The following is a 26,962-nucleotide window of genomic DNA, read 5'->3' on the forward strand; positions in this document are numbered from 1 at the left end:
GTTGCAAATTGTAAGTGATTGGTTGAAAAAGCATCGGCAAATCTCCACATAGAAAAGCCAAACCTAATCACGCATTCGGGTCTACCCTGTATAGTCGAACGACCCTATTCCTGTGGGAAGCGATTTCTCATGAAGGGTGTTTGGATAGTCTGAGCTTGCCAAAACTGAAGAAGGCAGGCACTAGAAGTGAGGAAAGTGGCACCAAGATGCGCAGAAATGTATCGAATCGGCTATCAGTGAAAACTTATCTGATATCACTGTGTTCTACATGTTTCTTTACGCGACGACGCCTGCTATACTCCCGGCCCTGATATAAGCCAGTAATTGTTTATAGAGACGAACAATGACAGATCTAAGTAAATACAGAAACATTGGTATTTTCGCGCACGTTGATGCGGGTAAAACCACTACTACCGAGCGTATCCTGAAGCTAACCGGTCAAATCCACAAGACTGGTGAGGTTCATGATGGTGAATCGACTACTGACTTCATGGAACAGGAAGCTGAGCGTGGTATTACTATCCAGTCTGCAGCTGTAAGCTGTTTCTGGAAAGACCACCGCTTCAACGTTATCGATACTCCGGGACACGTTGACTTCACCGTTGAAGTTTACCGTTCTCTGAAAGTACTTGATGGCGGTATCGGTGTTTTCTGTGGTTCTGGCGGTGTTGAGCCTCAGTCAGAAACCAACTGGCGTTACGCTAACGAATCAGAAGTTGCACGTATCATCTTTGTAAACAAGCTGGACCGTATGGGTGCAGACTTCTTCAACGTTGTTGAGCAAGTTAAAAACGTTCTGGGTGCAAACCCAGTAGTGATGACTCTGCCAATCGGTCGTGAAGATGAGTTCGTAGGTGTTGTAGACATTCTGAACCGTCAAGCATACGTTTGGGATGACACTGGTCTGCCAGAAAACTACGAAATCAAAGAAGTTCCAGAAGATATGCTGGAGCAAATGGAAGAATATCGTGAGATGATGATCGAAACTGCTGTTGAGCAAGACGATGATCTGATGATGGCTTACATGGACGGCGAAGAGCCTTCTATCGAAGACATCAAGCGCTGCCTGCGTAAAGGTACTCGCGACTGTTCATTCTTCCCAACTTTCTGTGGTTCTGCATTCAAGAACAAAGGTATGCAGTTGGTACTGGACGCAGTTGTAGATTACCTGCCGTCTCCAACAGAAGTTGACCCACAGCCGCTGACTGACAAAGAAACTGGTGAGCCAACTGGTGAAGTTGCAACTGTTTCTGCTGACGAGCCACTGCGCGCGCTGGCGTTCAAAATCATGGACGACCGTTTCGGTGCCCTGACCTTTATCCGTATTTACTCAGGCGTTATGAAGAAGGGTGACACCATCCTGAACGCAGCGACGGGTAAAACTGAGCGTATCGGCCGTATGGTTGAGATGCAAGCAGACGAGCGTAACGAGCTGACCTCTGCGCAAGCGGGTGACATCATCGCTGTTGTTGGTATGAAGAACGTTCAAACTGGTCACACTCTGTGTGATGTTAAGCACGAATGTACTCTGGAACCAATGATCTTCCCAACTCCAGTAATCTCTATCGCTGTGTCTCCTAAGGACAAAGGCGGTTCTGAGAAAATGGGTATCGCGATCGGTAAGATGGTTGCAGAAGATCCATCATTCCAGGTTGAGACTGACGAAGATTCTGGCGAAACCATCCTGAAAGGTATGGGTGAACTTCACCTGGATATCAAAGTTGACATCCTGAAGCGTACTTACGGTGTAGACCTGATCGTTGGTCAACCACAGGTTGCTTACCGTGAAACTATCACTCAGCCAGTTGAAGACAGCTTCACTCACAAGAAGCAGTCTGGTGGTTCTGGTCAGTTCGGTAAGATCGACTACCGTATCAAGCCAGGTGAGCCAAACTCAGGCTTCACTTTCACTTCTACTGTTGTTGGTGGTAACGTTCCTAAGGAATTCTGGCCAGCAATCGAGAAAGGCTTCGCGGGCATGATGGAAACGGGTGTTCTGGCTGGCTTCCCAACGCTGGACGTTGAAGTTGAGCTGTTCGACGGTGGCTTCCACGCAGTTGACTCATCAGCAATCGCGTTCGAAATCGCAGCGAAAGGTGCATTCCGTCAATCTATGCCAAAAGCTGGTCCACAGCTTCTTGAGCCAATCATGAAAGTTGACGTGTTCACTCCAGAAGATCACGTTGGTGACGTAATCGGTGACCTGAACCGTCGTCGTGGTATGATCAAAGACCAACAAGCTGGCGCAACTGGCGTTCGCATCAAGGGTGATGTACCACTGTCAGAAATGTTCGGTTACATCGGTACCCTGCGTACTATGACTTCTGGTCGTGGTCAGTTCTCTATGGAGTTCGCACACTACGCACCATGTCCAGCAAACGTTGCTGAGAAAGTTATCGCTGAAGTTAAAGAGCGTAACGCTAAGAAGTAATTCTTAACGACTTTCTAAAAGAAAACCCCGCAGCTTGCTGCGGGGTTTTTGTTTGTCTAAAGAACGTCTTTTTTATTGCTGAGGCGTTGGTTGCGTGGCCAATCTTGCTAGAGTCACCAACGCTTTCTCTACCTTCCTCACCGCCAAATCGCATTTATCCAACCTGTGGCGTTTAACGACATAGGCGGGGTTGTTATAACCAAGCCAGACAGTTCCATCATCGTCTTCCCATATCAGGGCTTTTTGCGGTAGGTCGATGCCTGCGGTCTGATTACACTCAATCAGAGAGCTACCGACGTTGGGGTTCCCAAAAATGACCAACTCCGTAGGACGCAAGTCTCTGCCTGTTTCTCGCGCACCATCCTCGTGGTCAATACGGCCTATCACATTCAAACCATGCGCTCTTACTGCCGCTATAAGACGGTCTGTAGTGGTTCGTACATCGTATTGGCTTTGTACCTGAACCATTCCTTCCAGCGCCGTTGAAGGCAGGCTAACGAAGGCAGCAATGAACGCAAAAAGTCGGATGTTCAATTTCATAGCTGAATCCTTTTTACGAATACCAAATTGAATAATCGCCAATACCTAACCCTCCATATGCACTGTCATCAATGGAGCAAGGCCCAATAAATCAGTGTTAATGAATGGTTAGGTATGCAGAAGACACCATTCATCACGTTTAAATGGATGAAGTAGAACTGCATGCCGACACATAAAGACTAGCAAATTGTTTTAGAAGTCACTTAAATGACTGAGAATCAAATGTGGGATTCTAGGGGCTGTTGTTCTTTGGTGATGGTTTTTGCAGCAGTTTGTGGGGACTTTATGCAAGGCAGAGGCTTCGAAATGTAGCTGGCCTACATGAGATGCCGATAACGCAGGAGAAAGTCCCCACAAACGCTTAGGGCTAGAACAAAATTTAACCACCAAAGGTCAACAGCCCCTACGCAAGCTGTTTAAAGTACCAGCTTATAGCCGACGCTGTAGACGGATTGCACGACTTCGTCTTCAGGACTGATGGCATTGAGTTTTTTGCGAAGCTTTTTGATATGACTATCAACGGTTCTTTCGCTGACAACTCTATGATCTTGATAAATATTATCGATGAGTTGCTGTCGCGAAAATACCCGCCCAGGGTCGCTGTATAGAAGATTCAACAGGTTGAACTCGATGGCAGTTAATGCCACTTCCTGTTGTTTGAACGTCACGATGTAACGCGACTCGTCGAGCTCCAGATTACTTGGGGTTTCTTGTTGGTTCGTCTGATTTCCAAGCCGACGAAGCACGGTTTTTACTCTGGCAACCACCTCTCTGGGGGAGAAAGGTTTACAGATATAGTCATCGGCACCCAACTCCAATCCGAGTAACCGATCAATCTCTTCGACTTTGGCGGTAATCATGATAATGGGAACATCACTTTGCTGTCGGATTTCACGGCATACAGTCAGTCCGTCTTTCTCTGGCAGCATCAGATCCAACAAAATCAAATCCGGTCGATGAACTTGCTCCCAATCTACCGCTTCAGCACCAGTAAACTGTTGGGTAACGTCATGGCCTGCTTGAAGGAGATAGTCTGTGATCAGTTGAGAAATTTTAGGTTCGTCTTCAACAACAAGTATCTTAGCCATGCTCTTTTCCTGTGTTAAAGGCATTGGGTAAGTTCACGGTAATCCTTAGCCCGCCTAATGGTGAGTGGCTGGCCTGAATACTTCCAGCATGCGCTTCGGCAATTTTATGCACGATAGCGAGCCCAAGGCCTGAACCGCCTTTTTCCCGGTTTCTTGAGCTTTCTACCCGATAGAGTTTTTCGAATAAACGGGGTAACGATTCATCTGGTACGCCGGGTGCAGAGTCTTCGACGATCAGATTAACTAGATTATGTTCTCTTGCCAGAGATAATCGAACAGCGCCCGGAGAATCGGTATATTTCTCGCTGTTGCTCAGCAGGTTCTCTATAAGCTGTTGTATTCGAGTCTCGTCACCGTCAATCCAGATTGATTCATCGCCTACTTCCCATTCCAGATTTAGCCCAAGCTTTTGCATTTGAAGCGTGCGTCGCCGACAGGTTTCTACCACCAGTTCGCTGATATCCAAGTCGGACATTTTGTAGCGATACGCGCCTATGTCTGCATTTGTCAGCTCATACAAATCCTCGATCAATTTCTGTAGATGAACGATCTCTTCTTCAATAGAGGCTAACGTTTTTTGGTTAGCAGGTCGGACTCCGTCAATGATTGCTTCGAATTCTCCTTTGATGATGGATAGAGGCGTCCTGAGTTCATGAGCTGTACTGGCTAACCACTCTTTGCGGGCACTTTCTGCAGTTTCTAGTGTGGCCGCAAGCGTATTTATGTCAGCCGCTAACTTGGCCACTTCGTCTTTTCCATAAACCTTCGTGCGGGCAGTGTAGTTACCTTTTGCGATCTCCCCTGTGGTCGAGGCGATCTGGGTGACAGGTCGAATAAAAGCTCTTGAGAAGAACAGAGCAGCAATGGCACCCAACAAAAGCGCAACCAGAGCTAACAAAAGAAATGCATGTTTCTGGCTTTCTGCGAAAGCTACGTCATAAGAAGCTTCCGGTACCTTGGATGGCGGCCAGGCAAGGTAAGCGATTAGGGTCCCATCGGCAGTGATGGGTAATGTTGAGAAGTCTTTCTTATAAGGTCCTTTGACGGGGACGCGATCTTCATTGAGCAGAGAGACACGAAGTTGATCTTGTGGGGGAGGATGTCGACCCCGCTTCCTCTCGTGAGGTGGCGGTGGTTTGCTGCCAAACTCTCTGCTCCTTGGTGGCGGCCGCCGAGCGTTATCTGGCTCAAAAAGCATGCTCATCACCCAGCTGCTCATTAACTCATCGGTGAGGGTTTCACCTTGCTTTGAACTCTCCACAAGTTGGCGCCAGTAATAGGGTTCTTCCTCAATGAGGGAAAGGTTGCCATTTAACTCATGGAAGTGCTTGATGTTGTCAGCCAATGTTTGGAAAACGACGGCTTCACGTTGATTAATATAGCGGATTAAACCTTGGTCGAAGCTCCATTGAATAGCGATGTAGAGCAGCATGAGAATCGCACCCAACGTAATGAGAAAACTAAGCCATAAGCGGACAAACAGTGACATGAAAACTCCAATTCTTTGACTTAACAAGAGTATAAGTTGAGTGGTGTCGCTGCGAATACCTCGTCGCCAACTTGCACAATTGATCCACATTTCTTGCACAAGGCCTGCACTTTTCCTTTGTAACCTAAAAAAGCACAGGTTGTGTTTAGGGGAAAGACAATGGAAATTGCAGCAAATAATAACAGTCATTGGGCTGCACTGATGTTATGTAGTAGTGCGTTGATAGGGTGTGGCGGCGGGGGCGGTGATGAAGTCAGTGCCCAAACGATGCAGACAGCAGAACAAACTGAACTGACGGGGATAATCGAGAATCTGGGGTTAGCGGTAAGCCCACTGTCGGGCAGGACGTTTCCTAATATCAATGATCCGCTTCCTCAGCTCGGTAAAAAGCTGTTCTTCAGTAAAAGCTTGAGCGGCGATCAGGACGTAGCATGTGCAAGCTGCCATCACCCCATGTTGGGTGGTGCTGATGGACTGAGCCTTCCTGTTGGCGTTAATGCGATACAACCGGAAGTTATGGGAGTGGGCCGGGTAGATGGGGACAACCTACCAGATGTTCCGAGAAATAGCCCAACCGTTTTCAATGTCGCGCTTTGGGATACCAGTCTTTTTTGGGATTCCCGAGTGGAAAGCTTAGGCAAGGAACTAGGACAAAACGGCTCTGTCTCTGGCATCAGTACGCCGGACTCTGGTTTTGGTGTTGCAGATACCAATGCGGGTAACAACCTTGTTATGGCACAGGCTAGATTTCCAGTGACATCCGATGAAGAGATGAAAGACACCACCTTTGAGTCTGGGGAAACCAATGATTCAATTCGCGACCATCTTGCCGCACGGATCGGCGACTACGGTGAAGGTGTTGGCGAACTTGCTACTAACGAATGGCTGACGGCTTTTCAGCTCGCTTTTAGCAGCAGTGATGACGCAGCAACACTGATAACCTTCGACAACATAGCATTGGCTCTGTCTGAGTATCAACGCTCCATGGTATTTGTGAATTCGCCTTGGCAGAACTACCTCGATGGAGATACCACCGCGTTAAGTGATGATGCCATTGAAGGAGCCATTCTGTTTTATACCTCAACGGACGATGATGGTGGAGGCTGTGTAAACTGCCACAGTGGAGCGCTGTTTAGTGATGGTCAACAGCACACCATTGGCTTTCCGCAAATTGGCCCTGGTAAAGGAGTGGGGAATGATGACGATTTTGGTCGTGAGTCCATCACTGGAGTTCGCGACGACAGGTATCGCTACCGTACACCTTCGTTGTTAAACATCGCAGTGACCGCGCCTTACGGTCATGCAGGCGCGTATGCTGATTTGAATGATGTGCTTCGTCACTACAATAACCCCAGAAATACCGTCGATGACTTCTTTGATGACGATGAACTATGCGATTTACCGCAGTTTGAAAATGTATCGGGTTGCACCAGCCTCTACCCCGATGCGCGTCAGAATTCGTTCCGTGCACTGAACAAGTTGGATGATGAGCAGGACGAAGGTACATCGCTTTTTGGCAACATCAATATTAACGGCAACGAGAGAAACCAGCTCGAAGCGTTTCTGAATGCGTTGACCGATCCCTGCGTGAGGGACAGAGACTGCATGAGTCCATGGATTGCTGATGAAGTCGCGGATAACCCAGACGATAATGTACTGATCGCGACTGACCAGTTTGGCTCGCCACTATAGTGTTTAAATACTGCCCTAAATTGGTCAGATTCTCTCTTGCCCAGGTTGTTGTTTTGGAAAAAAGGAAGATTAACCATCAACGCCAAGAGTGACCGCAGAAACAAAAAATGCCCCGATTGGGGCATTTTTTCTTGAGCGAGAAAAGGCTTAGGCTTTCTTAAGCGCTTTTTTGATTTTCTTCACTTTCGCTTTTGCTTTCTTCAGTGATTTTTTCAGTTCTTTCTTTGACTTTGCCATGATGCAATCTCCATTTAATTCTCAAATGAGGCCCTTTGGTAATGCTTAATCCGAAGAACTCCTGTTAAAGGCCGTTTGACCCATTTTCCTTTAGGAACTGTTTAATAAACTTGCGAATTTCCCGTGCCGCCGAACTGTCCAGTTCTTCACAGAGCGACACAAATTCATCCCTTTGTTGGCCATTGATCCGGATGATGAGTTGGCTGTCTTTTTTGTTGGTCTCGCTTTTCTTTTTACTGGCCATGTACAAAATCCGTATCGCCATTAGATATACAATGTATATACACAAAGGTTGCCGGCATCTAGCAAACTGTCGGCTTTTTTGAGGCAAATAACGCTGCCATGTAAGTTGAAGTATTTAAGGCTACGGGAGGTGAGATTTGAATTGGAAAATAGAAACGTTTGCCAATAATGACAAACGTCTCTGGCGGTGGGATTTATAACCCGTAGTACGTAGAGAGATAAACCAGCACAGCTTCGTGATCATCAGGATCTAACTCGTCCATGCCTTGCTCATCCACCATCCATTCAAGGGTTTCATCCCAGCTGTCTTTGCTCAAACCTTGCTGGACGACAAGATGAAGAGAGTGGCAGGCTGAACAAACAGCAGCAACCAGCGCCATGTTTTCTCCGGGTTTGAGAATACCGTCTCCAACAGACTTAACAGGAGCACCCGCGGCAGCGGTTGTCCAGAGTGGCGGCTTCGGATTTTTACTGGCAAGCCAGGCAATAATGGCAGCCCTTGCACCCGGGTCTTCAACACCGGGAAACACCATATTGGTACCCGGAGCGAATGTAGCTGGAGACTTCAAAAAGGCATCAAGCTTTTCTGCGTCCCATTGCCCTTGATGCTGTTTGAGGCCTTGGCTGTAGTTAAAACCTTCCACCGACGCGATATTCCTTTCCGCCAACCCCCACAGGGGCGGGCCGACAACCGCAACACCATCAGGCTCTACCTGATGACAGGCTTTGCAAACCAGAGCTTGCTGTTCTCCTGACGCTATCAATTGTTCATTGGCGGAAAGCGTAGTACTGAAGACAAAAAGCAAAGATAGAGAGAGCGGATTAAACCGATCAATGACGTTGAATCCATGCATCCACTTACCCCTTCACAACAACCGCAACCCGGTGAAAGCTGTTGTTGAGATAGCCTTTGGGGTTCCATGCAATGGCGAAGGGCTGGCTGACGCCCTGATCATCAGTGGCTTTTGCCCACACTTCGTAGTAGCCGGGTTGGGGGAATTGCACCTTAGCATTGAAGGTCTGCCATGCGCCTTCGTTTGCTGGATCTGCTAGATCCGCATCTAGCCATGTTGCTCCGAAGTCTGTGGATAGTTGTACTTTGTTAACTTTGCGGTCTCCTGACCAAGCATGGCCTTTCACCATTAACTCGTTACCACTGATTTCGGTATTGGTTTGTGGCGACGTGATGAGCGACTTCACTGGCATACGCTCAATGATAACGAAATCTTCCTTCGCCACTTTCTCTCCCGGTGCGACAGGACGGTTGGGAACGCGGTAAGCCTTGCCTGTCATTTTTGGGCCGTCATGAACCTGATCCCTTACCTGAATGCGTGTTAGCCATTTTTGTGAACAGGAGCCTGGCCATCCTGGGACCACCAGACGAAGTGGTGCGCCATTCATTGGGTGAAGCGGTTCGCCATTTTGTTCAAAGGCTATCAGATTTTCTCCGCCCATCGCTTTAGCAATAGGTAATCCACGGGATATAGGGAGCTTATCTGCTTTCCCTGAAAGGTGTTTGTCAGCGCTGTAGTGTGCGGTGTATACGGCGCCATCCTGAACACCTGCGGCTTTGAGCACATCTGCGAGCCTAACGCCTGTCCAGTTTGAGCATGCCACGGCACCGTAAGTCCACTGGTTGCCTTTGGCTTTGGGCTCAAAGAAAGCGCGGCCATTTCCTCCACATTCCACCACCAGTTGCTGCTCAACCACGTCGAAATTTTTCTTCAGATCTTCTATGGTCAATGTCATCGGTTTATCAACCAGACCATCAATGGTGAGTGTCCAGCTATCTGCATCGACATCTGTCGGGGGGATACCGTTGTTACGGATAAAGTGTCGGGTGGTGGGGGTGATGTCATCGTTCAAAAGGTGAGGTGGCGTTTCTGCATTCATGGGTCTGTCGTTTAAAACGGTCAAACCGTCTTTTCCCTCAATCACCACATCTTCAAGGCCTTCTGCAAAAGCGGCGGGAATCATGCCAGCAGGCATATTTCGGTGAAAGGGAATAGCTCCTCCCAACACGGCTGCCATCGTGGCTAACCCTGCGCCTTTCAAAAAGCCTCGTCTGTCTGGGTAGCTAACCCTTCCGAACACTTTGTCATCTGCAGTTTCTGGCTTTTTTTCGTAATACTCGTAGATACCTTTTGGTGCGTTTTTGTCTTCTTTCATGCTGCGTTCCTTCTTTTAGCCAACATCCTGGTAACTAGTGTCAGTTACTCATCTACAAGCCCGTTTTAAATGTGCTGCAAAAAGCGTAGTCAGCACCTGGAGAGACGGATCTCTCGGAACCGATAAAACAGTGAGGTACAAACAAAGGGACGGTGAAAGAAAGCCGTTAGATGCGTATAGAGACAAAAAAATGCTCACCGAAGTGAGCATTTTAGAAAGTCAAAATTGGGTAGGTAACCAATGCTCAACAGTAAAGTCGTCATCAGCTAACGCGATATAGCGCCACTTATCGAAAGTCAGGCAAGGATGTGACGTTGAAAAGGCGATGACATCACCTACCTGTAAATCGCAGTTTTCTGGGACATCGACAAAGGTGTGCTGATCCATCACTGCTGTGGCCGTTAACCCGTCGATATCGATTGCCGCGCCGTTTCTGAAGCCGCGTTCTGCAATAGGTAATCCTGCATCATAGGAAGCATCGCGTTTACCCATACCAATCACAGCCTTTCCAGACTCTGGTGTAGAAACCACGCAAGCCCATACCTCCAGTGCGTTCTTCAAATCGCCACCCAAGCGGCAAGCGACCCCCTGATTTTTCTCTGCGCGGGCCATGACCTTCTTCTGCGCAACATCGTAAATACCGGTGTCGTGGGTGAGATAACAGCCAGGACGGATCACAGGGAGTAAGTCGTTATATTGGGAAAAGGCCTCTGCCACCACATCATACCAAGCCGAACCTGCACCAGTGACGATGGTATCTTTGGTGTCAATCAGTCCCTGATCTTTGAGGGATTTCGCAAATTCAGCCGTTTCGGCGATAAAGGTCCGGACTCGCGCTTCGGCATCGTCACCAGAAATCACACCTTCATAGACTTCTACCCCTGCCAGTGCGGTTCCGGGTAGTTGATGGATCAGTTGTGCCAGTTCAGTGGCCGCTTCCAAACCCCTTACGCCGCATCGTCCGCCATCGACACCTAACTCAATAAAAACATTCACTTGCTGGCCACGTTGTACAAAGAAGCTCGATAGCTGTTCCACATTCAATGTGGAATCGACGCTACAGTAGAAATTCACATCGAAGCAGGATTGGAGTCTGGCAACCTCGGCCATGTTGGCTTTCCCCACCAACTGGTTGGCCATGATGATGTTTTGTGCGCCTGTCATGGCTGCAACTTCTGCGTGGGCTGGTGTGGCGATTGTCATGCCCCAGGCACCTTGCTCAAGTTGGCGCTTGAAGAGGTAAGGTGTCATGGAGGTTTTACCATGAGGACATAATTTAACCTGGTGTTGGTTTGCGAATCGCTGCATCCACTGGATATTGCTATCGACCGCGCTTTGCAATATGACGGCTGCGGGTAGGCTGATCTCTTCTAAAGTCAGGCTGTAACGTCCATCGTCTTTTTGTTCAGCCCAAACCCCCTTGGTACCCGGCGGGAAGTTTTTTTGGAGTGACACTTTATAGTTATCAATAGGTTGTTGCGCAGAGTGACTCATTCCTTATTCTCCTAACATCCACTGTGTGCCTTCGCGCTGGCTGATAAGTACTCAAAATACTAAGGCTTCGGTGCGGTGCTGGCTACAGCAAATCTCTCCCAATTCGACAAGCAACAAGGACAGATCGATGGAATTCGATGTTGTGGTAAGTCGCGTAAATCTAATAGACGGTTCAGGTAAGTCAGCTTTTAAAGCCGATATAGCAGTGAAGGATGACCGGATAGCAGTCATTGGTAGCCCGGGTTCCCTCTCCGCTAAAAAGCAGATAAACGGGAAAAGTTTGGTGCTGGCTCCCGGCTTTATCGATGTTCACACTCACGATGACACAATGTGATCCGCCAACCGGAATGTTTGCCAAGGATCAGTCAAGGAGCTTCCCCGGCGCTGCTTAACAGCGATCCGCCAGATCCGATGAATCTGCTGGGTAAGCACTGCGACTTTGATTATCCATGCTTTGCGGAATACGTGTATGCGGCGGAAAAAGTGCAGCCAGCGGCCAATCAAATAACAAAAAGCCGTCAAAGAAAGGACGGATTTTTGTTCGTGTTACTTCCTCTCGAATTCAGCGTTATCCGCAATTTGGGGCGCTCCGAAAAGATAGGCTATTCGCGTTTTGAAAGGCACATCCCGTGACCATGCCAATGTGGGCATAGTCTTCCACTGGTGGAAGGTGGCAACGAACGGGGTCCAACTGTTGATAGGGTTTAGAAGCGCGCCATCAATGTCGATGTCTTTCCTCTCTTCTACAAACGCCGTCCATAGCGTTCTGCTAAAAGCGCTTTTTGCAAGAACAAAACTTAGCTACCAAGGTTAATAGGCTCTAGGCGTCGCTATCTAGTTTTTTGAGTGCGGCAGCCCAAGGATCGGCTTTTTCAGTCGTTGTGTTGCCAGCGAAGGTGTCGACATAGAGTTGCTCGACCTTCTCACGCGCCCAAGGGGTTTTGCGCAGAAATTTCAGACTGGATTTCACCGAAGGATCGCTTCGGAAGCAGTTGATGGCGATTTCATTGCCAAGTGCCTGCCAACCATAGTGTTCCACCAGCTTGTTGATGATTTGTTCGAGTTTCACGCCATGAAGCGGGTTGTTTGGTTGATGGTCCATAATACTGCTTGAATAGGTAATGACAGCGGCGAATGTGCCACAATGAGTGGGGCTGTTCAACGAAAAACAGGAGCTCAATAGCTCCTGTCTAAGTTTTTATGTTTCAACAGGGCTGAACTTAGCGACGCATTGAAAGGCTTTGGTCGCTGAATTGGTTCATGCGAAGACGGGTTTTGATGTCTTCACAGGCACGTTGAATACTAAAGGTATCTTCGTCATTCATGTGCAGAGAAAGCGTACCTCTGAAGCGGATGTCTTCACAAATGTCTGCCAGACCGATGAGATCGGCAATCTTTGCATCTTCAGGATCTTTTAGCAGTTTCTCATGCTGCTTCTGAATTTGGATTGTGTAGATTTTGCTGGAATAGGTGATGGAAGAAAGTGTCAGAGCAATCATCGCAACCAGCAATACTGCGGTGGCAATAATTAAAGGTTTGTTGTTAGACATAGCGCTATTCATACCAACTGAAGTGAAATTAAGTTTCTAATTATTAATGAGTAAAGTCTACGCTTCTGGGCATTGTGTTATCAATAGTTTCAAATTTATAAATAGCGAAAATATGAGACCATGATCTAAAAACAGTAAGTTACTCTTAATCAGAGAGAAATAGGGGAATAGTCCCAAATAAATTGAGTTGTATTTGTGACTTGGGATGTGAGATAGTAATGAGAATGAATATCATTAGCGGTTTTGAATGCGATGCGTGAACTGCTGCTTATCGAAAATGTGCTGTCGCCTTGTGGCTGGATGAAAAGTGTACTTGCCGAGCATGGCTGCAAGGTCACAAGAGTGCTTCATGTTAAACAGGCCGAGCGGGCGCTGAGCCAGACCCAGTTCGATATGATCCTGTTGGCAGGAGAAGGTGCATTGCCTTGCGTGACCGATGTAAAAAGGCTCCGCCAGTCAACGTCTTTGCCTTTGGTTGTGATGCTGCCGCAGACCAGTGCTGAGGATTTATCAACACTGCATTATGCGGGGGTTAACGGTTTGGTCAGCGCAACGTCATCCCGAGATGAGTTATGGGAAACCGCTAAAACTGCTTATGACAATACACCGCCTAAGCCTGTCGATGTCTGACAGAGTGAGGGTATCTGACGCACATAGTTCTGACACCACTTGTCAGGTGGATTAAAATCCGTTTGGCAATTAACCCTGAAATATGTGTGCTGTTTTACACTATGCTTTACGCCCAGAGAGACACAACTTCATGAATGCTGTAAAGCGCTTCGGCGCTGCGACCTTGTTAAGCCTGCCCTTACTTGCCCAAGCAACGGACATTGATAAAGCGGCTGCTATTGAAACCCAAACGGTGAAAGCGGCAGCGGCCTCGCAACAACGTATTGATGTCAGCGACGAGCAAGCCCAGTCAACCAAAGCGGAAATTGAAAAGCTGGAGCGTGAAATTGAGAATCTCACGCTTTACCGCAATCACCTTAAATCTTTGGTTGAAAATCAGGAGCAGGAACAGGCAAGCCTGAACCAGCAGTTGGAAGAGATCGCTCTGACACGTCAGGGTGTTGTCCCTCTGATGTATCGCATGATTGATGATCTCGATGTCTGGGTCAGTCAGGATCTTCCTATTAAATCAGCACAGCGCCAAAATCGCGTGGATGGTCTGAAAACCTTGATGACGCGCGCCGATGTGGCAGATGCGGAAAAATTCCGTCGCATTCTCGAAACCTACCAAATCGAACTGGATTACGGCGCCAAGCTTGGCATCTATCAGGAAACGCTGCCTCTGGATGGCGTCGAAAGAGACGTCGACATTTTGCACCTTGGGCGTCTGTCTCTCGTGGCGAGAAGCCTCAATGGTGATGCTTTCTGGTTCTATGATCAATCGACCACCAAATGGCTACCTGTTGATAAGCGAGCTTACGAAGCCATTCAACAAGCGTTTGATGTCGCCAATAAAAAGCAGCCTCCTACACTGATGGCGTTGCCGTTGTCTATTTCTATGGTGAAGGGGGCAGCGCAATGAAAACATTCTCTGTATTAGTGCTGAGCGCCTTACTTCTGAGTTCGCCTGCTTCGGCGAATCTGGTGAGTGACACTAAAGCCGCTCAAGCTGAATCAAAACAGCATAATGTTGTCCGTGAAGCCGGATTCAACACAACCGAGCAAGCACTGAAAACCAAACTTGCTGAGCTGCAGGCTGAGCAAGCCGCATTGGAAGCAGAAGCGGAACAATTGAGCACAACGTTCAGTACCAATGAGGAAACGCTGGCAGCGTTGGAAGAAACACTGCGATTGGAAACTGGCAGCTTAGGCGAAGTGTTTGGCGTGGTGCGTCAAGCGGGCCGTGAAGTGAATGCTGAGCGGTATAACGCCCCGGCAACCATCAATCAACCTGACATGGACAAGGCGTTGGATGCCATCTCCGATGCGAAATCTTTACCTTCTTTACCTACGTTAACGGCTTTCTGGAAAGGCATGCTGCAAGAGCTTAAAAACAGTGGTGAGATTGGGTCTGAATCCGTCAGTGTACGTGACAGTAACGGTGTGGTGACGCCTCAGGACGTGTTGCGCCTCGGTAATATTGGCCTTGTTAACAATGACGGTTATCTGGAATGGGATAGTACCCGCCAGCAAGCTAATGAGCTTCCAGCTGTGGATGGGGGGTTGAACAGCGCGTCGATTTCTTCATTGCCAAGTGGAGAACTTGCGCTGGTGGATCCAACCCGTGGCACTGTGATCAAACAGTTAGCAAACACACCGACATTGGCAGACAGATTTGATCAAGGTGGTGTCGTCGGGAAAATCATCGCAGCGCTGTTAGCGGTAGGACTCATCATCGCTCTGGTGCGTGGCTTCAGCATGTTCCGTGCGCGTATTGCTATTGCCAAACAAATCAGAACGCCAATGCAGCCTGGGAACAACCCGCTAGGCCGTATTCTTAATGTGTACCGAAACGAGCCAGATCGCTCACTCGACACGCTGGAGCTTCGCCTGATGGAAGCCATCATGGATGAACAGCAACATTTCGAGAAAGGCTTATCCATGCTGAAACTGCTGGCAGCACTGGCGCCAATGCTGGGGCTTCTTGGCACAGTGACAGGGATGATTGAAACCTTCCAGGTGATCACTCAGTACGGTAATGGCGACCCAACAATTATGGCGGGCGGCATCTCGATGGCATTGGTGACCACGGTATTGGGTCTGGTCGCGGCTATCCCGCTTCTGCTTGCTCACAACATTCTAAGCACTCAGGCAGATACGCTGCGTGGCACGCTGGAAAAAGTGGGTGTCAGCCTTGTAGCGGAGCAATCTGAAACCTCGAATAACGTTCGACCAATAGTGAAGCTGGCATGACAGAAGTGACGTTTCTGGAGCTGCCGAGCGTTCAAGATTGGTGGCTCTCTCTGAATGATTTTATGACGCAAGGCGGCCCCGTGCTATGGGGCTTAGCCTTGGTGGCGGCCTTGAGTTGGTTGTTGGTCTTTGAGCGCCTTTTGTTTCTGATTGCCGCTTATCCTGGCTTGAAGAAACAAACCATTGCTAAGTGGCAATCAAGGGAAGACAAAACTTCCTGGGTTTCGCGTTCTATGCGTGAAAGCTGGTTGTTTGAAGCTCATACCCAGCTTTATCGTAATCTTAATTTCCTGAAAGCGCTGGTGGCAATTTGCCCCATGCTTGGCTTGCTGGGCACAGTGACAGGGATGATATCTGTGTTTGACTTAATGGCGCTGGAAGGGACGGGAGAGCCCCGTTCAATGGCAGCGGGGATTTCACTGGCGACTTTGCCCACCATGGCAGGTATGGTCATCGCATTGGCAGGGTTATTTGCCCATGCCCGTTTGCAGAAAACCTGTGAACGCCGTGAGGCTTCATTGGCTCAGGCACTAAGGAGTCAGGCATGAGATTTCAACGTCATCAAAAACAGCGTGAAGATGCACAAATCGATCTGACGTCGATGTTAGATATCGTCTTCATTATGCTGATCTTCTTTATCGTCACCAGCACCTTTGTACGTGAATCCGGGGTGGATGTGAACCGCCCAACAGCGAGCAATGCGACCGCACAAAAAAGCGTTGGCATTTATGTGGCGGTAACGGCAAACAATGATATCTACATCGACAAAACACGTGTCGATGAAGAACGTGTTGAGGCAACATTGACCCGTTTGGTGAGCGAGCAACCTGAAGCATCACTGGTGATTCAGGCGGACGAGCACGCTTACAGCGGTACGGTTGTGAAAGTGATTGATGCAGCGAAAGGTGCAGGCATCGTGAAGATTGCGTTGGCAGCGGAGAAACCCTAATGCTGCGAATGCTATTAGCAATGCCGATGGGGTTGCTGAGCGCGTTTGGTCTTTTCGCGCTCATGGCTACCATGGTTGCTGCACCTTCTGGTTCCTCAAAAGACGAAGATTTGCCATTTGCTTTCGACGTTTTTATGACTGAACCGGAAAGTGAGATAGAACGCCGTGACCGCGTTGCACCGCCTAAGCCTGACGTTCCACCTCCACCACCAAGTACGCAAATGAGCGCGCCTACAGCGGCAGCGACCACCCCTTCCATTCAGGCAGTGATGCCGGATATTGCGATGGATATTCAGGTCGATGGTATGAACATCAACATGCCTGCGATAAAAGCTGCGCCTGCACCAGCCGTGGGCGAATTAACGCCGTCATTTGGACAGGGTAATCAGGCCGTGATGCCACTGGTGCGTGTTCAACCTAGCTATCCTGCCAAAGCCTTACGCCGCGGTATTGAAGGTTATGTGGTGGTGAGTTTTACGATTGATGAAGAAGGCCGTCCCACCGGCTTGAAAATCATCGAGGCGTCTCCAAAACGCATCTTTGACCGAGAGGCGCTGCAGGCACTGAAAAAATGGAAATACTCGCCGTTGTTGGTTGAAGGAAAACCTGTTCCTCAGCCGGGTCAGACAGTAAAACTGGAGTTTGCACTCACAAAATGAAGCGTTTCATCCAACAATTAGTGAGTCGTCGCTCAGTGCTTATCTTGCTGGTGGGCGTATTGTTCTTACCTTCTTCCAATGCCGCTGAGCTATCCGCTGTAACGGCGAGGCAATTGCAGAAGGCGCTCGAATTCCAAGCGGAAGAACAGTGGCAACAAGCCGCTGAGGCATTGGAGAGCGCAGCGAAACCCACCGACTATGACAACGCCTTCGTAAATCGTATGCTCGGGGTGGTTTATTGGCAAAAAGGCGAGACACTCAAAGCCATCAATGCCCTCTATGCGTCGGTGAACAGTCATGTGCTGGAAGCAGAAGCGCAGCAAGATTCTGAACGTATGTTGGCAGATTTGCTAATGACTCAATCGCGTTACCAGGATGCACTCAAGCTTTACTATCCGCTGTCAGAAACACCGGAACTGTCCCGCAAAGACCATGGCGAGATATGGCTGCGTATCGCTCAGGCCCATTATCAGGATGAGCAGTACAGTAAAGCGCTTAAAGGTATCAATGCCCACTTGAAGCTAGCATCTGCTGAGCCCTCTTCTTTGTCGTTGAAATTAGGTTCGCAACTGAAGCTTAAACACTGGAAAGGTTCGACCCGCACGCTTAAGCAATTGATCGCGATTGAACCGGGCAAGAAAACCTGGTGGATACAGCTGGTGGGTAGTTACCAACGCTTGAACGACAAAAATCAGATGCTCAATACTCTGGTGCTGGCAACGCGCGAAGGTATAAAGCTGTCCGATTCTGAAAAGATGATGATGGCACAGCTTTATCAGCAACAGGGCGTGCCGGAGAAAGCTGCCGCAGTCATGGCGGTAGTGAATCAAGGCGGTGAAGATACGACGCGCCTTGTGATGGAAGCATCTTATTGGCAGCAAGCCAAAGAGTGGGATAAGGCGATTGGTGCCTGGGAACGTGCTGCTACAGATGCCCCCAAGTATTACTGGGTCGCTGCGCAGTTGTCGCTTCAACATGGCCACTATCGAAAGGCGTTATCGCTGCTTGATAAAGTCGACAATCCCGAAAAAGCCTCAGACGTAGAGCTTGCCCGCGCGCTGGCCTACGACAAGCTTGATGAGCTCGATAAAGCACTCCTCCATGCGAAAAGAGCCGATGCGCTTAAACCATCATCGCAAAGCCATTCGTGGATTCAGTACCTTAGCCAGAAAACGAAATAGGCTTGATTTAACTGGGCATCAAGCCTTCCCACCACCACACTACAAATTCCAAAATACTCGTTGATTAGTACATCAATATCACTTTATTATCAGGCTTCGGCCTGATAACACTCTGTAAATGTGTTAATGATTGGTTAAAGATTCGGCATGATTATCTGTCGGTTATGGAAAACACACCCCAGAGCAAACCGCTCGCCTGTAAGAGAAGTACCCTGAATGACGTTAGACCTCATCACAGAAATCCTAGGATGGACCTCTGTCGCTTTTTATATTGGTATCACGATTTTCAACAGCATGAAATTCACCCGCTTTGCCGCGTTCGGGTCGGCGGCAAATGACACGCTGTGGGCATTTCTCATGGGTTGGTGGCCGAAAGTTATTCTGAACCTTTCGGTTGCTTCACTAAACACTTACCGCTATGCGAAAGATTTCACCAATGCCTCTAAAACAGTGATATTAGCGTTAGGTGGCGTGATGGCAGCGGGTATTCTTTATATTGCTTATGTGGCGGTTACCGCTTTTATTGCCGATCCAACATTGCCAGTGGCACTGCAGTTCGCTGACCTAGGTATCATTTTGTTGGCACTCTACATGACTACGCTAACCAACTACCGCAAGTTGATGCTGCTATCAGGCTTTATTGGTATGGCGGCTTACTATGGCAACCCGCAGATGATGATCATCAAGGCGCTGGTTATCGGCATCATGAGTTACAAGCTGATGTTTGATAAATCGCAGAAGCTGGAAACGGCCGAAGCGGCATAAACTGATAGAAGTGTAAAAAAGGCATCTCATAGAGATGCCTTTTTTTATGCTGTTGATTTATCAATAAAACGATGAGATTGTTGCCTGAATTATAAAAGGATTACCGGAGCAGTAGAAAGGTAATGACTCAATAAGGAGAAGTGATGAAAGGAAGCTGTCTTTGTGGCGCTGTTCAATATGAAGTTAAAAAGTTAAGTTCACCCATTACGCACTGTTCTTGCAGTGCCTGCCGAAAATCTAACGGCGCTGCGTTTAACACCGCGGCAGCGGTTCTTCCAGAAGACTTTCAATGGTTGAAAGGTGAAGAGAAAGTCTCTCAGTTTGAATCCTCACCGGGCACAGAACGCCACTTTTGTTCGGTGTGCGGCAGTCCACTGGTGAAAATGAAAAAGGGCGGTGCCTTTCACGCACTGCGGGTTGCATCGCTGGATGAAGATCCTGGGCAGATCCCAGAGCTTCGCATATGGAAGTCAGATGAAGTCAGCTGGCTGAGTTATGAACATGAGATGCCACAATATGATGAGTGGCAGCCTGGCCGATAACAAAAAAGCACCGAAAGGTGCTTTTTTAGCTTCAGGTTGTTTGGGTTTAGGCTTATCGGACAAAGCCATCATCGATACAAATTCTCACGCAGCGCTCTGCAGCCTTGGTCGCATCTTCCTTGCTCTTGAATATTGATAGTGATTTATCAGAGTTCATGAGCTCATAGGCTTTTGATTCGGCTTTACCTTGTCCTGAAGGTGAAGTGAAAGAAAATGAGGCAGCGAACCCTCCCAGATCTTCCCTTTCGTTAACCTTCACTATGTAACTGATATTATTGTGCGTTCCTTTCATGCTCTTTGTCCTATTATTGTTACATATGTTTAACAAAGTAGACATAAAAGTTGAGGTCGTCAAAGTTCTTTCAGTATAAGTGCTTGTATATGCATTCACTTGAACTAACTGCATAAAAAAGCCCAAAAGGTGACAGTGTCACACGTTTCGGGCTAAGGGCAGAAATAAGGAGGTTCAGGTTCTGATTCCTGGGGGGTAGTTTTAGATTCTAACTCCACCAAGTGCCATATCTTCACATCTCGGACAATCATCAGAACAACGTGTTATGGAGGGGGTAGTGCGAAATGCCTGAGCACATACTTCGAGCAACGCTTCGAGTGGATATGCTGTCCAAATGCTTTCCCCAACCCGCTTTTCAGACTGGATTGGTGATAGGTAAGGCTGAAGATGGGTAAACCCTTCAGAACAAGACCCCACACATGTCTCAACGACGCCCCGATGGGCTGTTTGCGCCCAGCGACGGAACAGCGCTTTTCCAGCTAATTGCTCTGCATAATGAATAGGTGTAATGCTGTTTGGGGTGACTCCTATTGAAAGCACAACGGCATTTCTGGCTTGAGGAGATTGGTAAACACCGTAGACATTGAAATCGTCTTGGGGGGCGAGCACTGCTTGAGCGAGCGGACCCACTGCCGCGTAGCTATTCATCGGATGCTCAGTTCTGAAGCGTTTGGGGTGGTTAAGTACCGCTTTTGCAAAAGCGCCCATTGAAGGTTCAATGTCATTGGCATCGGCGTCGTAAGGAGAGGGATCTGTTTCAAGTTCTCCACGATAACCATTTTGCGAGTATTCGACACCATCGGGCGACAGACACATAGGAAAATAGGTAAATGTCGGCGCGACCACGGTGCAACCGGCAGAGAGAAAAGTCTCCAGCAGCCACTCTGCGCCGCCTTCAAATCCGCCAAACGAACGCATTGCGCAATGTGCAAAAACGACTTTGCCAGAAAGATTAAGTGCTTCGATTGCCGTCTTTATGTCATTCACTGTGGTACTCACAGGGAGGTTTCCTTATCAGTTTCTTTGATCGTCAGAAGCGAAGACAAATACTCAAGACGACTGCTACTTTGCATCATGCCTCCGGGTCGGTAATGTTCTTGCCAAAGTTCGCGATAACGCTGAATCAACGGCTGCAAACTCGCCTGCAACATCTGTTTGCGCTCATTACTGAAATTCTGTGTAAGGCGATGCTCTTCTTCTGTATACCCTTTCACAATGAGACATGCCATCTCTAACGCATCAATAGTCCAAAGAAGGTCGTTTCTCAGTTCGTTATCTGGGAGTGGGCCGAGCCGTGCCTTCCAGCTGTTCAGTTCAGCGAGTGAGTGATCAAGATTATGGGTGCTGAGCCCCTTCATCCGCTTAATATGGCGTCCTGATTGCTGGTCGAACAACACTGGACCAAAAAAGGCGCAGTTAGGTGTTTCAATCCCGGTGGTTCGGTAAATATCTTGCAGTGCGGTCAACGCATTTAATTCAATCTCAGACGCATCAGGGTAATACCAACTCAGTGGAATAATCATATCACTGTCAGTTTGCTGCTCTTCCCCCCATGCCATGGCGGCGCCGAAAGCGTAGCCAGGAATCGGCATGGCGTGCTGTTGGCCGTGTCCCATGTCACCCCATTCGGTTACCATATAGCCTTCTGCCCCATACCTTTTTGCCGATTTAGCGGCGCGACGCATATGTGTCGTGGCGGCGTCCCATCTGCCTGCGACAGAAGCAAAGCAGTCTGTGGAAACCACAACGTGGAATGGGTATCTGAACAGCGCCAACTGCTTGTGTTCTGCGTCGAAGGGGTGGTCTGCTTCGTAACCCCAGTTCAGCAAGGTGAGGTTTTCGGGGAGCTGATCGATAAGATTCGGATAACGGAACAACATGTCACTGAAAATCTGGCATTGCTTGCCTTTTGAGTTTGCGATTTCCAACACCTTGTTGAGGTAGTTGAGGAACACTTTTCCTTTGCCGAAAATCTCGCAGGCGGATTTGCTCGCGCCAATCCCCAAATCCATGGTTTCGTCGAAGTTAATGTTCAGGATATCACTGGAAAAATTGGGCGTGAGCTCTGAGAGTAATCCATCAACAAATTCTGCGGTTTGTTCGCCGATGGGGTTTAAGCCAAAGGCACCGGCCCTGAAGTCACCGCGTTGATCCAAAAAGCCGCTGGTTTGCTCTGCCAGGTGTTGATACTCAGGGTGACACAGCCACTTTTCCATATGCCCGAACGTCGCCTGATTTGCCACCAGCTCGATGCCTTGCTGGTGGCAGTAAGCATCGATTTCCCGGATTTCTTCCGCTGTCATTGGCGAATAGTTGCGCCATACCGTTTCGTGCTTTTGGTAAGCAAATGTGTGCTCGGTATAGAGTTGGAATTGGTTGAAGCGTAGGGCACTGAAGTAATCAATCAACCTTTTCAGCGTCTCCATGGTTGGAACGCGATCCCGGCTGATGTCCAGCAATACTGAGCGAGTTGGGAAATCGGGCCAATCTTCAATGACTGCGTCTTCTCTAACGACCGCTTGTGTCTCTATCAATTGGTTGACCGTAAGGTGCGCGTAACGAATACCTTCGAGATCGCTGTATTCAATCAAAACACTGTTGTCAGCAAAGCTGATTCTAAAACCTTGTTCCTGTAAAGAAGGGTCGTGTCGGTAAGTGAGCGCCGCATGATGCAATTTTGCGCCAAAATTAACCGGGCAAGTCGTCAAAAAACTTGAAACACAAATACGCTTACTGGCATATCCAGCGATATAACGTTTTGGTGCAGGAAATATGGTTACCATCAGACGTCCTTGTCATTAACCCTAAATTGAAAGATTACCGTTCTGTTTGAGACTTAGGCTCTCTGCCAGTTTTAGTTCTGGTGTAAGCAACTTTTGCCAGGCCATTGAGGCCGCGCCCATCGCTGCGGCCTGTGGCCCCAGCAACGAAAATTCAATATTGGGTTTCACGATCAGGGAGCCGGTTAATGCGTCGCTGTGTTTGCGAAGGGAAGACGCCAGCTCAGAGCCGAAAGAGAGACCATTGCCGCCAATAACAATGCGGCGGATGCTCATCAAGCTGCAAAGGTTTACAGCGAGGGCAGAGAACTCTTCAATGATCACACTGGGTGTCGGCTCTGCGCCGCGCATTAGCTGCTGGCTATTGAACTGGCCCGCCATGTAGTTCTCACCGTAGAAGAGTTGGCGGTTGAGGATAACGCCAACACCAATGCCAAGACGATGGTAAAGCTCCCGGGCATGGTGAGTAGAAAGCAGCACATAGAGGAAATGATCGTAAGGCAGGCTGCGTTGTTGCATCAGTTCGCCCCAGGCTCCGCAATTGGCATCATTGTCGAGAAAAACAGGGTAGGGGAACAGGCGTTTGAACTGATTGGCGAAGTTAATGTTAGTGCGGGCAGTCAGTGCATGGGAAACCAACAGCTGACTCTTATCGGGGTCGATCACGCCCGGCATGCCAATACCGATGGCGAGAATCCGCGGAAACAGTTTTTGTATGGTATCGACACAGGGAACGAGGACATCCAACAGGGCCTTATCGATAGAAGCCTGAGTGTCGATGGGTAACATGTCGTGATAAACGACTTGGCCTAGCAAGTTGACGACGGAAACTTTCAACGTGTCAGAGTTGACATCCACACCAATGAGCACACCAAAGTCGGGGTTGAAGACGAGGGAAACTTTAGGACGACCGCCTTTGCCCGTCACGACCTGTGGTTGCTCGAGGATCATCCCGATGTCCAACAGATGGTTGACGGTTTTGGTGACTGTGGATTTATCTAACCCCAGCTTTGCCGCGACATCTATACGAGAGACGCCGGGGGATTGCCACAGGGAATTGATGATGCCGGCCGTATTATTGGTGCGGCTCAACTTGATTGACAAGGCTTTAGTTTCCAAAAACAACTTAACACAAGATCATGTTATTGACAGTGTTGAAAAAAACAACGAATTGCCCAGAAAACCCTGCGGGTTTAACAACATAAGTTCAATAGATTGAAGTGACTCGAATGGGGGCTGAAATAAGTGAGCTGAATATCAAATACCTTCGAGCAGTAACATCTCAGGATGCAACCACTCTTTGTGGGGATTTAACACTTAATTAGCCTTAGAGGAAACGTCATGAAATAGTGACTGAATATTCATGCTACTGAAACATGGGGAACCCACCATACCCGTGCACTCCGATATAAGCAAATAACCTAAATCCTGCTTCATCAGGTTGTTTGGGTATGCACTATTCACTCTCTGGTTTTGTCCCTGTAAAGGGTTTAAACACCAAGGTCACAGACCATGGCCTCAGCCTCTTTGCGCTGAGGTTTTTTTTTCGCAGTCACCAAACAAGAAAGCATCGCCTGAGCGATGCTTTTCCGGTTGTTTCTATTCAATACAAAATCGGGTCTATTGGGTCGGGTTGGTTGTTGGCGAAGAGATCGCTCATGGTAACGGTATTGCTATCAACACCGTGCAGCATAATGGTCACTTTGTCCTCAAAGTCGATGACCATATTAGAACCCATTTGTTTGATGATGTAGGAGGTATCCTCATCCGTGCGGTATTCATCGCTGTAATAGTGGAAGTTGAGGCTGTCGACACCGACTTCAAAGTCTTTGATGCGAACCACTGAGTTAGTCGGGTCGATATCTTCATGGGCTTCGAATTCGTAGAACCGGAATATGTCCGCACCTTCTCCACCAATACAAAAGCTGACGCCAGACTGCGCCGCCCCTAAATCGCGGAAGGAGAAAATGTCGTTGCCTGAGCCGCCATCCATGGTGCAGTTTTGTGAACTTTCTGATGACAACACATCGTTACCTGAGCCACCTGAAAGCACATCACGGTATTCACCACGATCATCGCTGGGGTGGTTTTTACTCAGCAGTTGATCGTCGCCCGAGCCTCCGCGCATGACGTTGCTACCATAGCGAGAATAGATGAAGTCATTACCAGCGCCGCCAACGAGCAGGTCGTCGCCGTAACTTCCAAAGATATCGTCATCGCCCTTGTAAGCAATGACAGTGATATCATCAGTGTCTTGTTCCAAGTTGAAATAATCGCGCTGGGTTGAGCCGTAAAGGAAATCGACATCAGACTCGCCATAAATCTCAACTGGCTCATTCGAAATTACCGACATGTTCAGCACCTTCCTTGTTGATTTGATAGTGAATTCCTACCACATACAGATTCACACAAATTGTCGGATTTGCATGAACTAATTTCGAGACAGGCGTGTTAGAACTCCTTACACCAAGTAGAGCGCGGGTTTGAGCGGATTCGCAGATTTGCCGGATGACTGTATTGTTGGAAGCTATGAGTTGCAGTGTCGGTAAAGTCAGGCCAAGAGGTTGCTGTATATCACATGCTGCGGGATACTCGAAAATTCCTCCCGCCTTTTCAGGAATTTCATGGAATGAATAGAAATGTCTGGTTGTTGGCACTTTGTCAGGCGCTGTTAATGAGCGGCAACATTGTGCTGATATCTGTAAATGGATTGATAGGCCAACAACTTTCACCCAGCGACACTTGGGTGACACTGCCGGTTTCAACCCAGTTTGTCGGCCTGATGATGGCGACGATTCCTGCATCTCTCATCATGGCGAAAATTGGACGCAAGAATGGCTTCCGACTCGGCAATATCATCGGTATTTTCGGGGCACTACTTTGTGTCTATGCCCTGCAACAAGGGGCGTTTTGGCTGTTTTGTTTTAGTACCTTGTTATTAGGTGTCGGGATTGGTTTTGGCACCCTGTACCGCTTTGCGGCGATAGAAGTGAGTGACCCCGAAAGCCGCGACAAGGCGATTTCTCTGTCCATGGCAGGTGGCGTGTTAGCAGCGATTCTTGGACCTAACCTTGCTATTGCCAGCCAACATTGGCTACCTGGTACCCATTTCAGTGGCGCTTTTATCGGAATCACTGTCCTTTATATTTTCTCTCTACTGGTACTGAATTTTATTGCCTTACCCGCAGCTGTACCGTCACAAGACCAACCAGCAAAAAGCCCGGTAGGTCAAATTCTTAAAGCGCCGGGTTACCTAGTGGCTGTTATCGCAGCCGTTGTCGCTTATGCGGTCATGAATCTGTTGATGACAGTGACACCGATTGCCATGCATAAACACGGTTTCCATTTTGAGCAGGCGGCCTTAGTCATTGAATGGCATGTACTGGGGATGTTTGTACCCTCTTTCTTTACCGGCAGTATTATCGGAAAAATTGGTGCACGCATGACGATACTTCTTGGAAGTCTGTTTTTCGTTGGCTGTATTCTGGTGAACCTTAACGGCGTCTCTGAATGGCATTTCCGTATTGCTTTGGTATTGCTGGGTGTCGGGTGGAATTTCATGTTCATTGGCGCGACCAGTCAACTGACTCAAACTTACTTGCCACAAAACAAGCCACGTGCCCAGGCAATCAATGAATTTGCCGTGTTTGGTAGCGTCACACTGACAGCATTGATGGCCGGTAACCTTGAGGTGAACTTAGGTTGGCAGACCCTGAATTTGGTGATGCTTCCTTTTGTTTGTGCGGTTCCTCTTATTTATCTGTTGTTTACCAGAACACCAAAAAAGGTTGAGGCTTAGCCTCTTTCTTTTGCTTTATTTTTCGGGTTCAGAAAACCCGCTTTCAGTGCCTTTCGACTGCTATCTTTAGAGAATGACTGTATACCCAAACGACCTGAAGATGCTCGCATTCAGAGGTCATCAATGCGTTCAATTCGAGGCAAATTCTACGAGGAATAGTGGTTCTATTTCCGTGGAATTTAACGAAGAAGTGGGCGCAT

General features: G+C 48.4%; 28 protein-coding genes. 14 read left to right on the forward strand and 14 right to left on the reverse strand.

The features are described from left to right. The first annotated feature begins 343 nt into the window (after positions 1-343). Complete coding sequence (gene fusA, locus RN22_RS10305) at positions 344-2,431, forward strand: elongation factor G (RefSeq protein WP_046304203.1); 2,088 nt, start codon at positions 344-346, stop codon at positions 2,429-2,431. A 72-nt stretch (positions 2,432-2,503) separates the two neighbouring features. Here fusA and RN22_RS10310 read toward each other — a convergent pair whose 3' ends face one another. From RN22_RS10310 to RN22_RS10320, 3 genes are all read right to left on the reverse strand, one after another. Next, the gene (locus RN22_RS10310) at positions 2,504-2,971 is read right to left on the reverse strand and encodes a DUF302 domain-containing protein (RefSeq protein ID WP_002538177.1); all 468 of its coding nucleotides are present in this window, start codon (positions 2,969-2,971) and stop codon (positions 2,504-2,506) included. A gap of 416 nt (positions 2,972-3,387) precedes the next feature. Then, positions 3,388-4,059 (reverse strand): response regulator, encoded by a 672-nt coding sequence (locus RN22_RS10315; RefSeq protein WP_046304204.1) that lies wholly within the window; start codon positions 4,057-4,059, stop codon positions 3,388-3,390. Then, positions 4,052-5,548, reverse strand: a complete 1,497-nt coding sequence (locus RN22_RS10320; protein WP_046304205.1) for an ATP-binding protein — start codon at positions 5,546-5,548, stop codon at positions 4,052-4,054. Before RN22_RS10320 ends, RN22_RS10315 begins: the two co-directional genes overlap by 8 nt. 159 nt (positions 5,549-5,707) lie before the next feature. On the opposite strand from RN22_RS10320, the gene RN22_RS10325 reads away from it, so the two are divergent. Further along, on the forward strand, positions 5,708-7,240 hold the full coding sequence (locus tag RN22_RS10325) for a cytochrome-c peroxidase (RefSeq protein ID WP_046304206.1): 1,533 nt from the start codon (positions 5,708-5,710) through the stop codon (positions 7,238-7,240). A 301-nt stretch (positions 7,241-7,541) separates the two neighbouring features. Here RN22_RS10325 and RN22_RS10330 read toward each other — a convergent pair whose 3' ends face one another. The 4 genes from RN22_RS10330 to RN22_RS10345 form a co-directional block, all read right to left on the reverse strand. Then, complete coding sequence (locus RN22_RS10330; protein ID WP_046304207.1) at positions 7,542-7,721, reverse strand: hypothetical protein; 180 nt, start codon at positions 7,719-7,721, stop codon at positions 7,542-7,544. 193 nt (positions 7,722-7,914) lie between these two features. Further along, a complete protein-coding gene (locus tag RN22_RS10335; RefSeq protein WP_046304208.1) occupies positions 7,915-8,574 on the reverse strand; it encodes a c-type cytochrome in 660 nt (219 codons plus the stop codon). 4 nt (positions 8,575-8,578) lie between these two features. Further along, positions 8,579-9,889, reverse strand: coding sequence for a molybdopterin-dependent oxidoreductase (locus tag RN22_RS10340; RefSeq protein WP_046304209.1), 1,311 nt, complete (start codon positions 9,887-9,889; stop codon positions 8,579-8,581). A 219-nt stretch (positions 9,890-10,108) separates the two neighbouring features. After that, positions 10,109-11,383: an amino acid deaminase gene (locus tag RN22_RS10345; RefSeq protein ID WP_046304210.1), complete on the reverse strand. Its 1,275-nt coding sequence runs from the start codon at positions 11,381-11,383 to the stop codon at positions 10,109-10,111. Positions 11,384-11,510: 127 nt separating this feature from the next. Between RN22_RS10345 and RN22_RS25445 the strand changes: the two genes are divergently transcribed. Both RN22_RS25445 and RN22_RS25450 read left to right on the forward strand, forming a co-directional pair. Beyond that, positions 11,511-11,717 (forward strand): hypothetical protein, encoded by a 207-nt coding sequence (locus RN22_RS25445; protein ID WP_046304211.1) that lies wholly within the window; start codon positions 11,511-11,513, stop codon positions 11,715-11,717. Continuing rightward, complete coding sequence (locus RN22_RS25450; protein ID WP_046304212.1) at positions 11,714-12,016, forward strand: hypothetical protein; 303 nt, start codon at positions 11,714-11,716, stop codon at positions 12,014-12,016. Before RN22_RS25445 ends, RN22_RS25450 begins: the two co-directional genes overlap by 4 nt. A 187-nt stretch (positions 12,017-12,203) precedes the next feature. On the opposite strand, the gene RN22_RS10360 is transcribed toward RN22_RS25450, so the two are convergent. Then, positions 12,204-12,485 (reverse strand): VF530 family DNA-binding protein, encoded by a 282-nt coding sequence (locus RN22_RS10360; protein WP_046304213.1) that lies wholly within the window; start codon positions 12,483-12,485, stop codon positions 12,204-12,206. A gap of 118 nt (positions 12,486-12,603) precedes the next feature. Then, positions 12,604-12,933 carry a hypothetical protein gene (locus RN22_RS10365; RefSeq protein WP_197076281.1) on the reverse strand — a complete coding sequence of 110 codons (330 nt, stop codon included), beginning with the start codon at positions 12,931-12,933 and terminating at the stop codon, positions 12,604-12,606. A 252-nt stretch (positions 12,934-13,185) separates the two neighbouring features. Here RN22_RS10365 and RN22_RS10370 point away from each other — a divergent pair, with 252 nt between their 5' ends. The 9 genes from RN22_RS10370 to RN22_RS10410 all read left to right on the forward strand — a co-directional run bounded on the left by RN22_RS10370 (position 13,186) and on the right by RN22_RS10410 (position 19,891). Next, positions 13,186-13,563, forward strand: a complete 378-nt coding sequence (locus RN22_RS10370) for a hypothetical protein (RefSeq protein ID WP_002538193.1) — start codon at positions 13,186-13,188, stop codon at positions 13,561-13,563. 130 nt (positions 13,564-13,693) lie between these two features. Then, a complete protein-coding gene (locus RN22_RS10375; protein ID WP_046304214.1) occupies positions 13,694-14,464 on the forward strand; it encodes a DUF3450 domain-containing protein in 771 nt (256 codons plus the stop codon). Continuing rightward, the gene (locus RN22_RS10380) at positions 14,461-15,795 is read left to right on the forward strand and encodes a MotA/TolQ/ExbB proton channel family protein (protein ID WP_046304215.1); all 1,335 of its coding nucleotides are present in this window, start codon (positions 14,461-14,463) and stop codon (positions 15,793-15,795) included. Before RN22_RS10375 ends, RN22_RS10380 begins: the two co-directional genes overlap by 4 nt. Next, positions 15,792-16,343, forward strand: coding sequence for a MotA/TolQ/ExbB proton channel family protein (locus RN22_RS10385; RefSeq protein ID WP_046304216.1), 552 nt, complete (start codon positions 15,792-15,794; stop codon positions 16,341-16,343). Before RN22_RS10380 ends, RN22_RS10385 begins: the two co-directional genes overlap by 4 nt. After that, positions 16,340-16,744, forward strand: coding sequence for a biopolymer transporter ExbD (locus RN22_RS10390; protein ID WP_002538197.1), 405 nt, complete (start codon positions 16,340-16,342; stop codon positions 16,742-16,744). The genes RN22_RS10385 and RN22_RS10390 overlap by 4 nt, the downstream gene beginning before the upstream one ends. After that, on the forward strand, positions 16,744-17,403 hold the full coding sequence (locus tag RN22_RS10395; protein ID WP_046304217.1) for an energy transducer TonB: 660 nt from the start codon (positions 16,744-16,746) through the stop codon (positions 17,401-17,403). Before RN22_RS10390 ends, RN22_RS10395 begins: the two co-directional genes overlap by 1 nt. Further along, positions 17,400-18,584: a tetratricopeptide repeat protein gene (locus RN22_RS10400; RefSeq protein WP_046304218.1), complete on the forward strand. Its 1,185-nt coding sequence runs from the start codon at positions 17,400-17,402 to the stop codon at positions 18,582-18,584. The genes RN22_RS10395 and RN22_RS10400 overlap by 4 nt, the downstream gene beginning before the upstream one ends. A 216-nt stretch (positions 18,585-18,800) precedes the next feature. Continuing rightward, complete coding sequence (locus tag RN22_RS10405) at positions 18,801-19,349, forward strand: hypothetical protein (protein ID WP_002538201.1); 549 nt, start codon at positions 18,801-18,803, stop codon at positions 19,347-19,349. Between the two features lie 143 nt (positions 19,350-19,492). Then, entirely contained in the window at positions 19,493-19,891 is a 399-nt protein-coding gene (locus RN22_RS10410; RefSeq protein ID WP_046304219.1) for a GFA family protein, read from the forward strand. A gap of 52 nt (positions 19,892-19,943) precedes the next feature. On the opposite strand, the gene RN22_RS10415 is transcribed toward RN22_RS10410, so the two are convergent. The 5 genes from RN22_RS10415 to RN22_RS10435 all read right to left on the reverse strand — a co-directional run bounded on the left by RN22_RS10415 (position 19,944) and on the right by RN22_RS10435 (position 25,316). After that, entirely contained in the window at positions 19,944-20,183 is a 240-nt protein-coding gene (locus RN22_RS10415) for a hypothetical protein (RefSeq protein WP_197076282.1), read from the reverse strand. Positions 20,184-20,384: 201 nt separating this feature from the next. Continuing rightward, entirely contained in the window at positions 20,385-21,182 is a 798-nt protein-coding gene (locus RN22_RS10420) for an AAC(3) family N-acetyltransferase (RefSeq protein ID WP_046304221.1), read from the reverse strand. Then, positions 21,179-22,966: a beta-N-acetylhexosaminidase gene (locus RN22_RS10425; protein WP_046304222.1), complete on the reverse strand. Its 1,788-nt coding sequence runs from the start codon at positions 22,964-22,966 to the stop codon at positions 21,179-21,181. Before RN22_RS10425 ends, RN22_RS10420 begins: the two co-directional genes overlap by 4 nt. Before the next feature lie 21 nt (positions 22,967-22,987). Then, positions 22,988-24,067, reverse strand: a complete 1,080-nt coding sequence (locus RN22_RS10430) for an ROK family transcriptional regulator (protein ID WP_046304223.1) — start codon at positions 24,065-24,067, stop codon at positions 22,988-22,990. 499 nt (positions 24,068-24,566) lie between these two features. Further along, a complete protein-coding gene (locus RN22_RS10435; RefSeq protein ID WP_046304224.1) occupies positions 24,567-25,316 on the reverse strand; it encodes a calcium-binding protein in 750 nt (249 codons plus the stop codon). A gap of 276 nt (positions 25,317-25,592) precedes the next feature. Between RN22_RS10435 and RN22_RS10440 the strand changes: the two genes are divergently transcribed. Next, positions 25,593-26,762, forward strand: a complete 1,170-nt coding sequence (locus RN22_RS10440; RefSeq protein WP_046304225.1) for an MFS transporter — start codon at positions 25,593-25,595, stop codon at positions 26,760-26,762. Positions 26,763-26,962: the final 200 nt, after the last annotated feature.

Source organism: Grimontia sp. AD028 (assembly GCF_000973155.1).
In the GTDB taxonomy this organism is placed as follows: Bacteria; Pseudomonadota; Gammaproteobacteria; order Enterobacterales; family Vibrionaceae; genus Enterovibrio; species Enterovibrio indicus.

What these genes read in the sequence shown, in the direction of transcription:
- RN22_RS10335 (WP_046304208.1), bottom strand. Translation starts at nt 8,574, where the DNA reads ATGCATGGATTCAACGTCATTGATCGGTTTAATCCGCTCTCTCTATCT.
- RN22_RS10315 (WP_046304204.1), bottom strand. Translation starts at nt 4,059, where the DNA reads ATGGCTAAGATACTTGTTGTTGAAGACGAACCTAAAATTTCTCAACTG.
- RN22_RS10385 (WP_046304216.1), top strand. Translation starts at nt 15,792, where the DNA reads ATGACAGAAGTGACGTTTCTGGAGCTGCCGAGCGTTCAAGATTGGTGG.
- RN22_RS10400 (WP_046304218.1), top strand. Translation starts at nt 17,400, where the DNA reads ATGAAGCGTTTCATCCAACAATTAGTGAGTCGTCGCTCAGTGCTTATC.
- RN22_RS10330 (WP_046304207.1), bottom strand. Translation starts at nt 7,721, where the DNA reads ATGGCCAGTAAAAAGAAAAGCGAGACCAACAAAAAAGACAGCCAACTC.
- RN22_RS10435 (WP_046304224.1), bottom strand. Translation starts at nt 25,316, where the DNA reads ATGTCGGTAATTTCGAATGAGCCAGTTGAGATTTATGGCGAGTCTGAT.
- RN22_RS10340 (WP_046304209.1), bottom strand. Translation starts at nt 9,889, where the DNA reads ATGAAAGAAGACAAAAACGCACCAAAAGGTATCTACGAGTATTACGAA.
- RN22_RS10380 (WP_046304215.1), top strand. Translation starts at nt 14,461, where the DNA reads ATGAAAACATTCTCTGTATTAGTGCTGAGCGCCTTACTTCTGAGTTCG.
- RN22_RS25445 (WP_046304211.1), top strand. Translation starts at nt 11,511, where the DNA reads ATGGAATTCGATGTTGTGGTAAGTCGCGTAAATCTAATAGACGGTTCA.
- RN22_RS10395 (WP_046304217.1), top strand. Translation starts at nt 16,744, where the DNA reads ATGCTGCGAATGCTATTAGCAATGCCGATGGGGTTGCTGAGCGCGTTT.
- RN22_RS10320 (WP_046304205.1), bottom strand. Translation starts at nt 5,548, where the DNA reads ATGTCACTGTTTGTCCGCTTATGGCTTAGTTTTCTCATTACGTTGGGT.
- RN22_RS10365 (WP_197076281.1), bottom strand. Translation starts at nt 12,933, where the DNA reads ATGTCTAACAACAAACCTTTAATTATTGCCACCGCAGTATTGCTGGTT.
- RN22_RS10310 (WP_002538177.1), bottom strand. Translation starts at nt 2,971, where the DNA reads ATGAAATTGAACATCCGACTTTTTGCGTTCATTGCTGCCTTCGTTAGC.
- RN22_RS10405 (WP_002538201.1), top strand. Translation starts at nt 18,801, where the DNA reads ATGACGTTAGACCTCATCACAGAAATCCTAGGATGGACCTCTGTCGCT.
- RN22_RS10375 (WP_046304214.1), top strand. Translation starts at nt 13,694, where the DNA reads ATGAATGCTGTAAAGCGCTTCGGCGCTGCGACCTTGTTAAGCCTGCCC.
- fusA (WP_046304203.1), top strand. Translation starts at nt 344, where the DNA reads ATGACAGATCTAAGTAAATACAGAAACATTGGTATTTTCGCGCACGTT.
- RN22_RS10360 (WP_046304213.1), bottom strand. Translation starts at nt 12,485, where the DNA reads ATGGACCATCAACCAAACAACCCGCTTCATGGCGTGAAACTCGAACAA.
- RN22_RS10415 (WP_197076282.1), bottom strand. Translation starts at nt 20,183, where the DNA reads ATGAAAGGAACGCACAATAATATCAGTTACATAGTGAAGGTTAACGAA.
- RN22_RS10345 (WP_046304210.1), bottom strand. Translation starts at nt 11,383, where the DNA reads ATGAGTCACTCTGCGCAACAACCTATTGATAACTATAAAGTGTCACTC.
- RN22_RS10325 (WP_046304206.1), top strand. Translation starts at nt 5,708, where the DNA reads ATGGAAATTGCAGCAAATAATAACAGTCATTGGGCTGCACTGATGTTA.
- RN22_RS10410 (WP_046304219.1), top strand. Translation starts at nt 19,493, where the DNA reads ATGAAAGGAAGCTGTCTTTGTGGCGCTGTTCAATATGAAGTTAAAAAG.
- RN22_RS10390 (WP_002538197.1), top strand. Translation starts at nt 16,340, where the DNA reads ATGAGATTTCAACGTCATCAAAAACAGCGTGAAGATGCACAAATCGAT.
- RN22_RS10425 (WP_046304222.1), bottom strand. Translation starts at nt 22,966, where the DNA reads ATGGTAACCATATTTCCTGCACCAAAACGTTATATCGCTGGATATGCC.
- RN22_RS10370 (WP_002538193.1), top strand. Translation starts at nt 13,186, where the DNA reads ATGCGTGAACTGCTGCTTATCGAAAATGTGCTGTCGCCTTGTGGCTGG.
- RN22_RS10440 (WP_046304225.1), top strand. Translation starts at nt 25,593, where the DNA reads ATGAATAGAAATGTCTGGTTGTTGGCACTTTGTCAGGCGCTGTTAATG.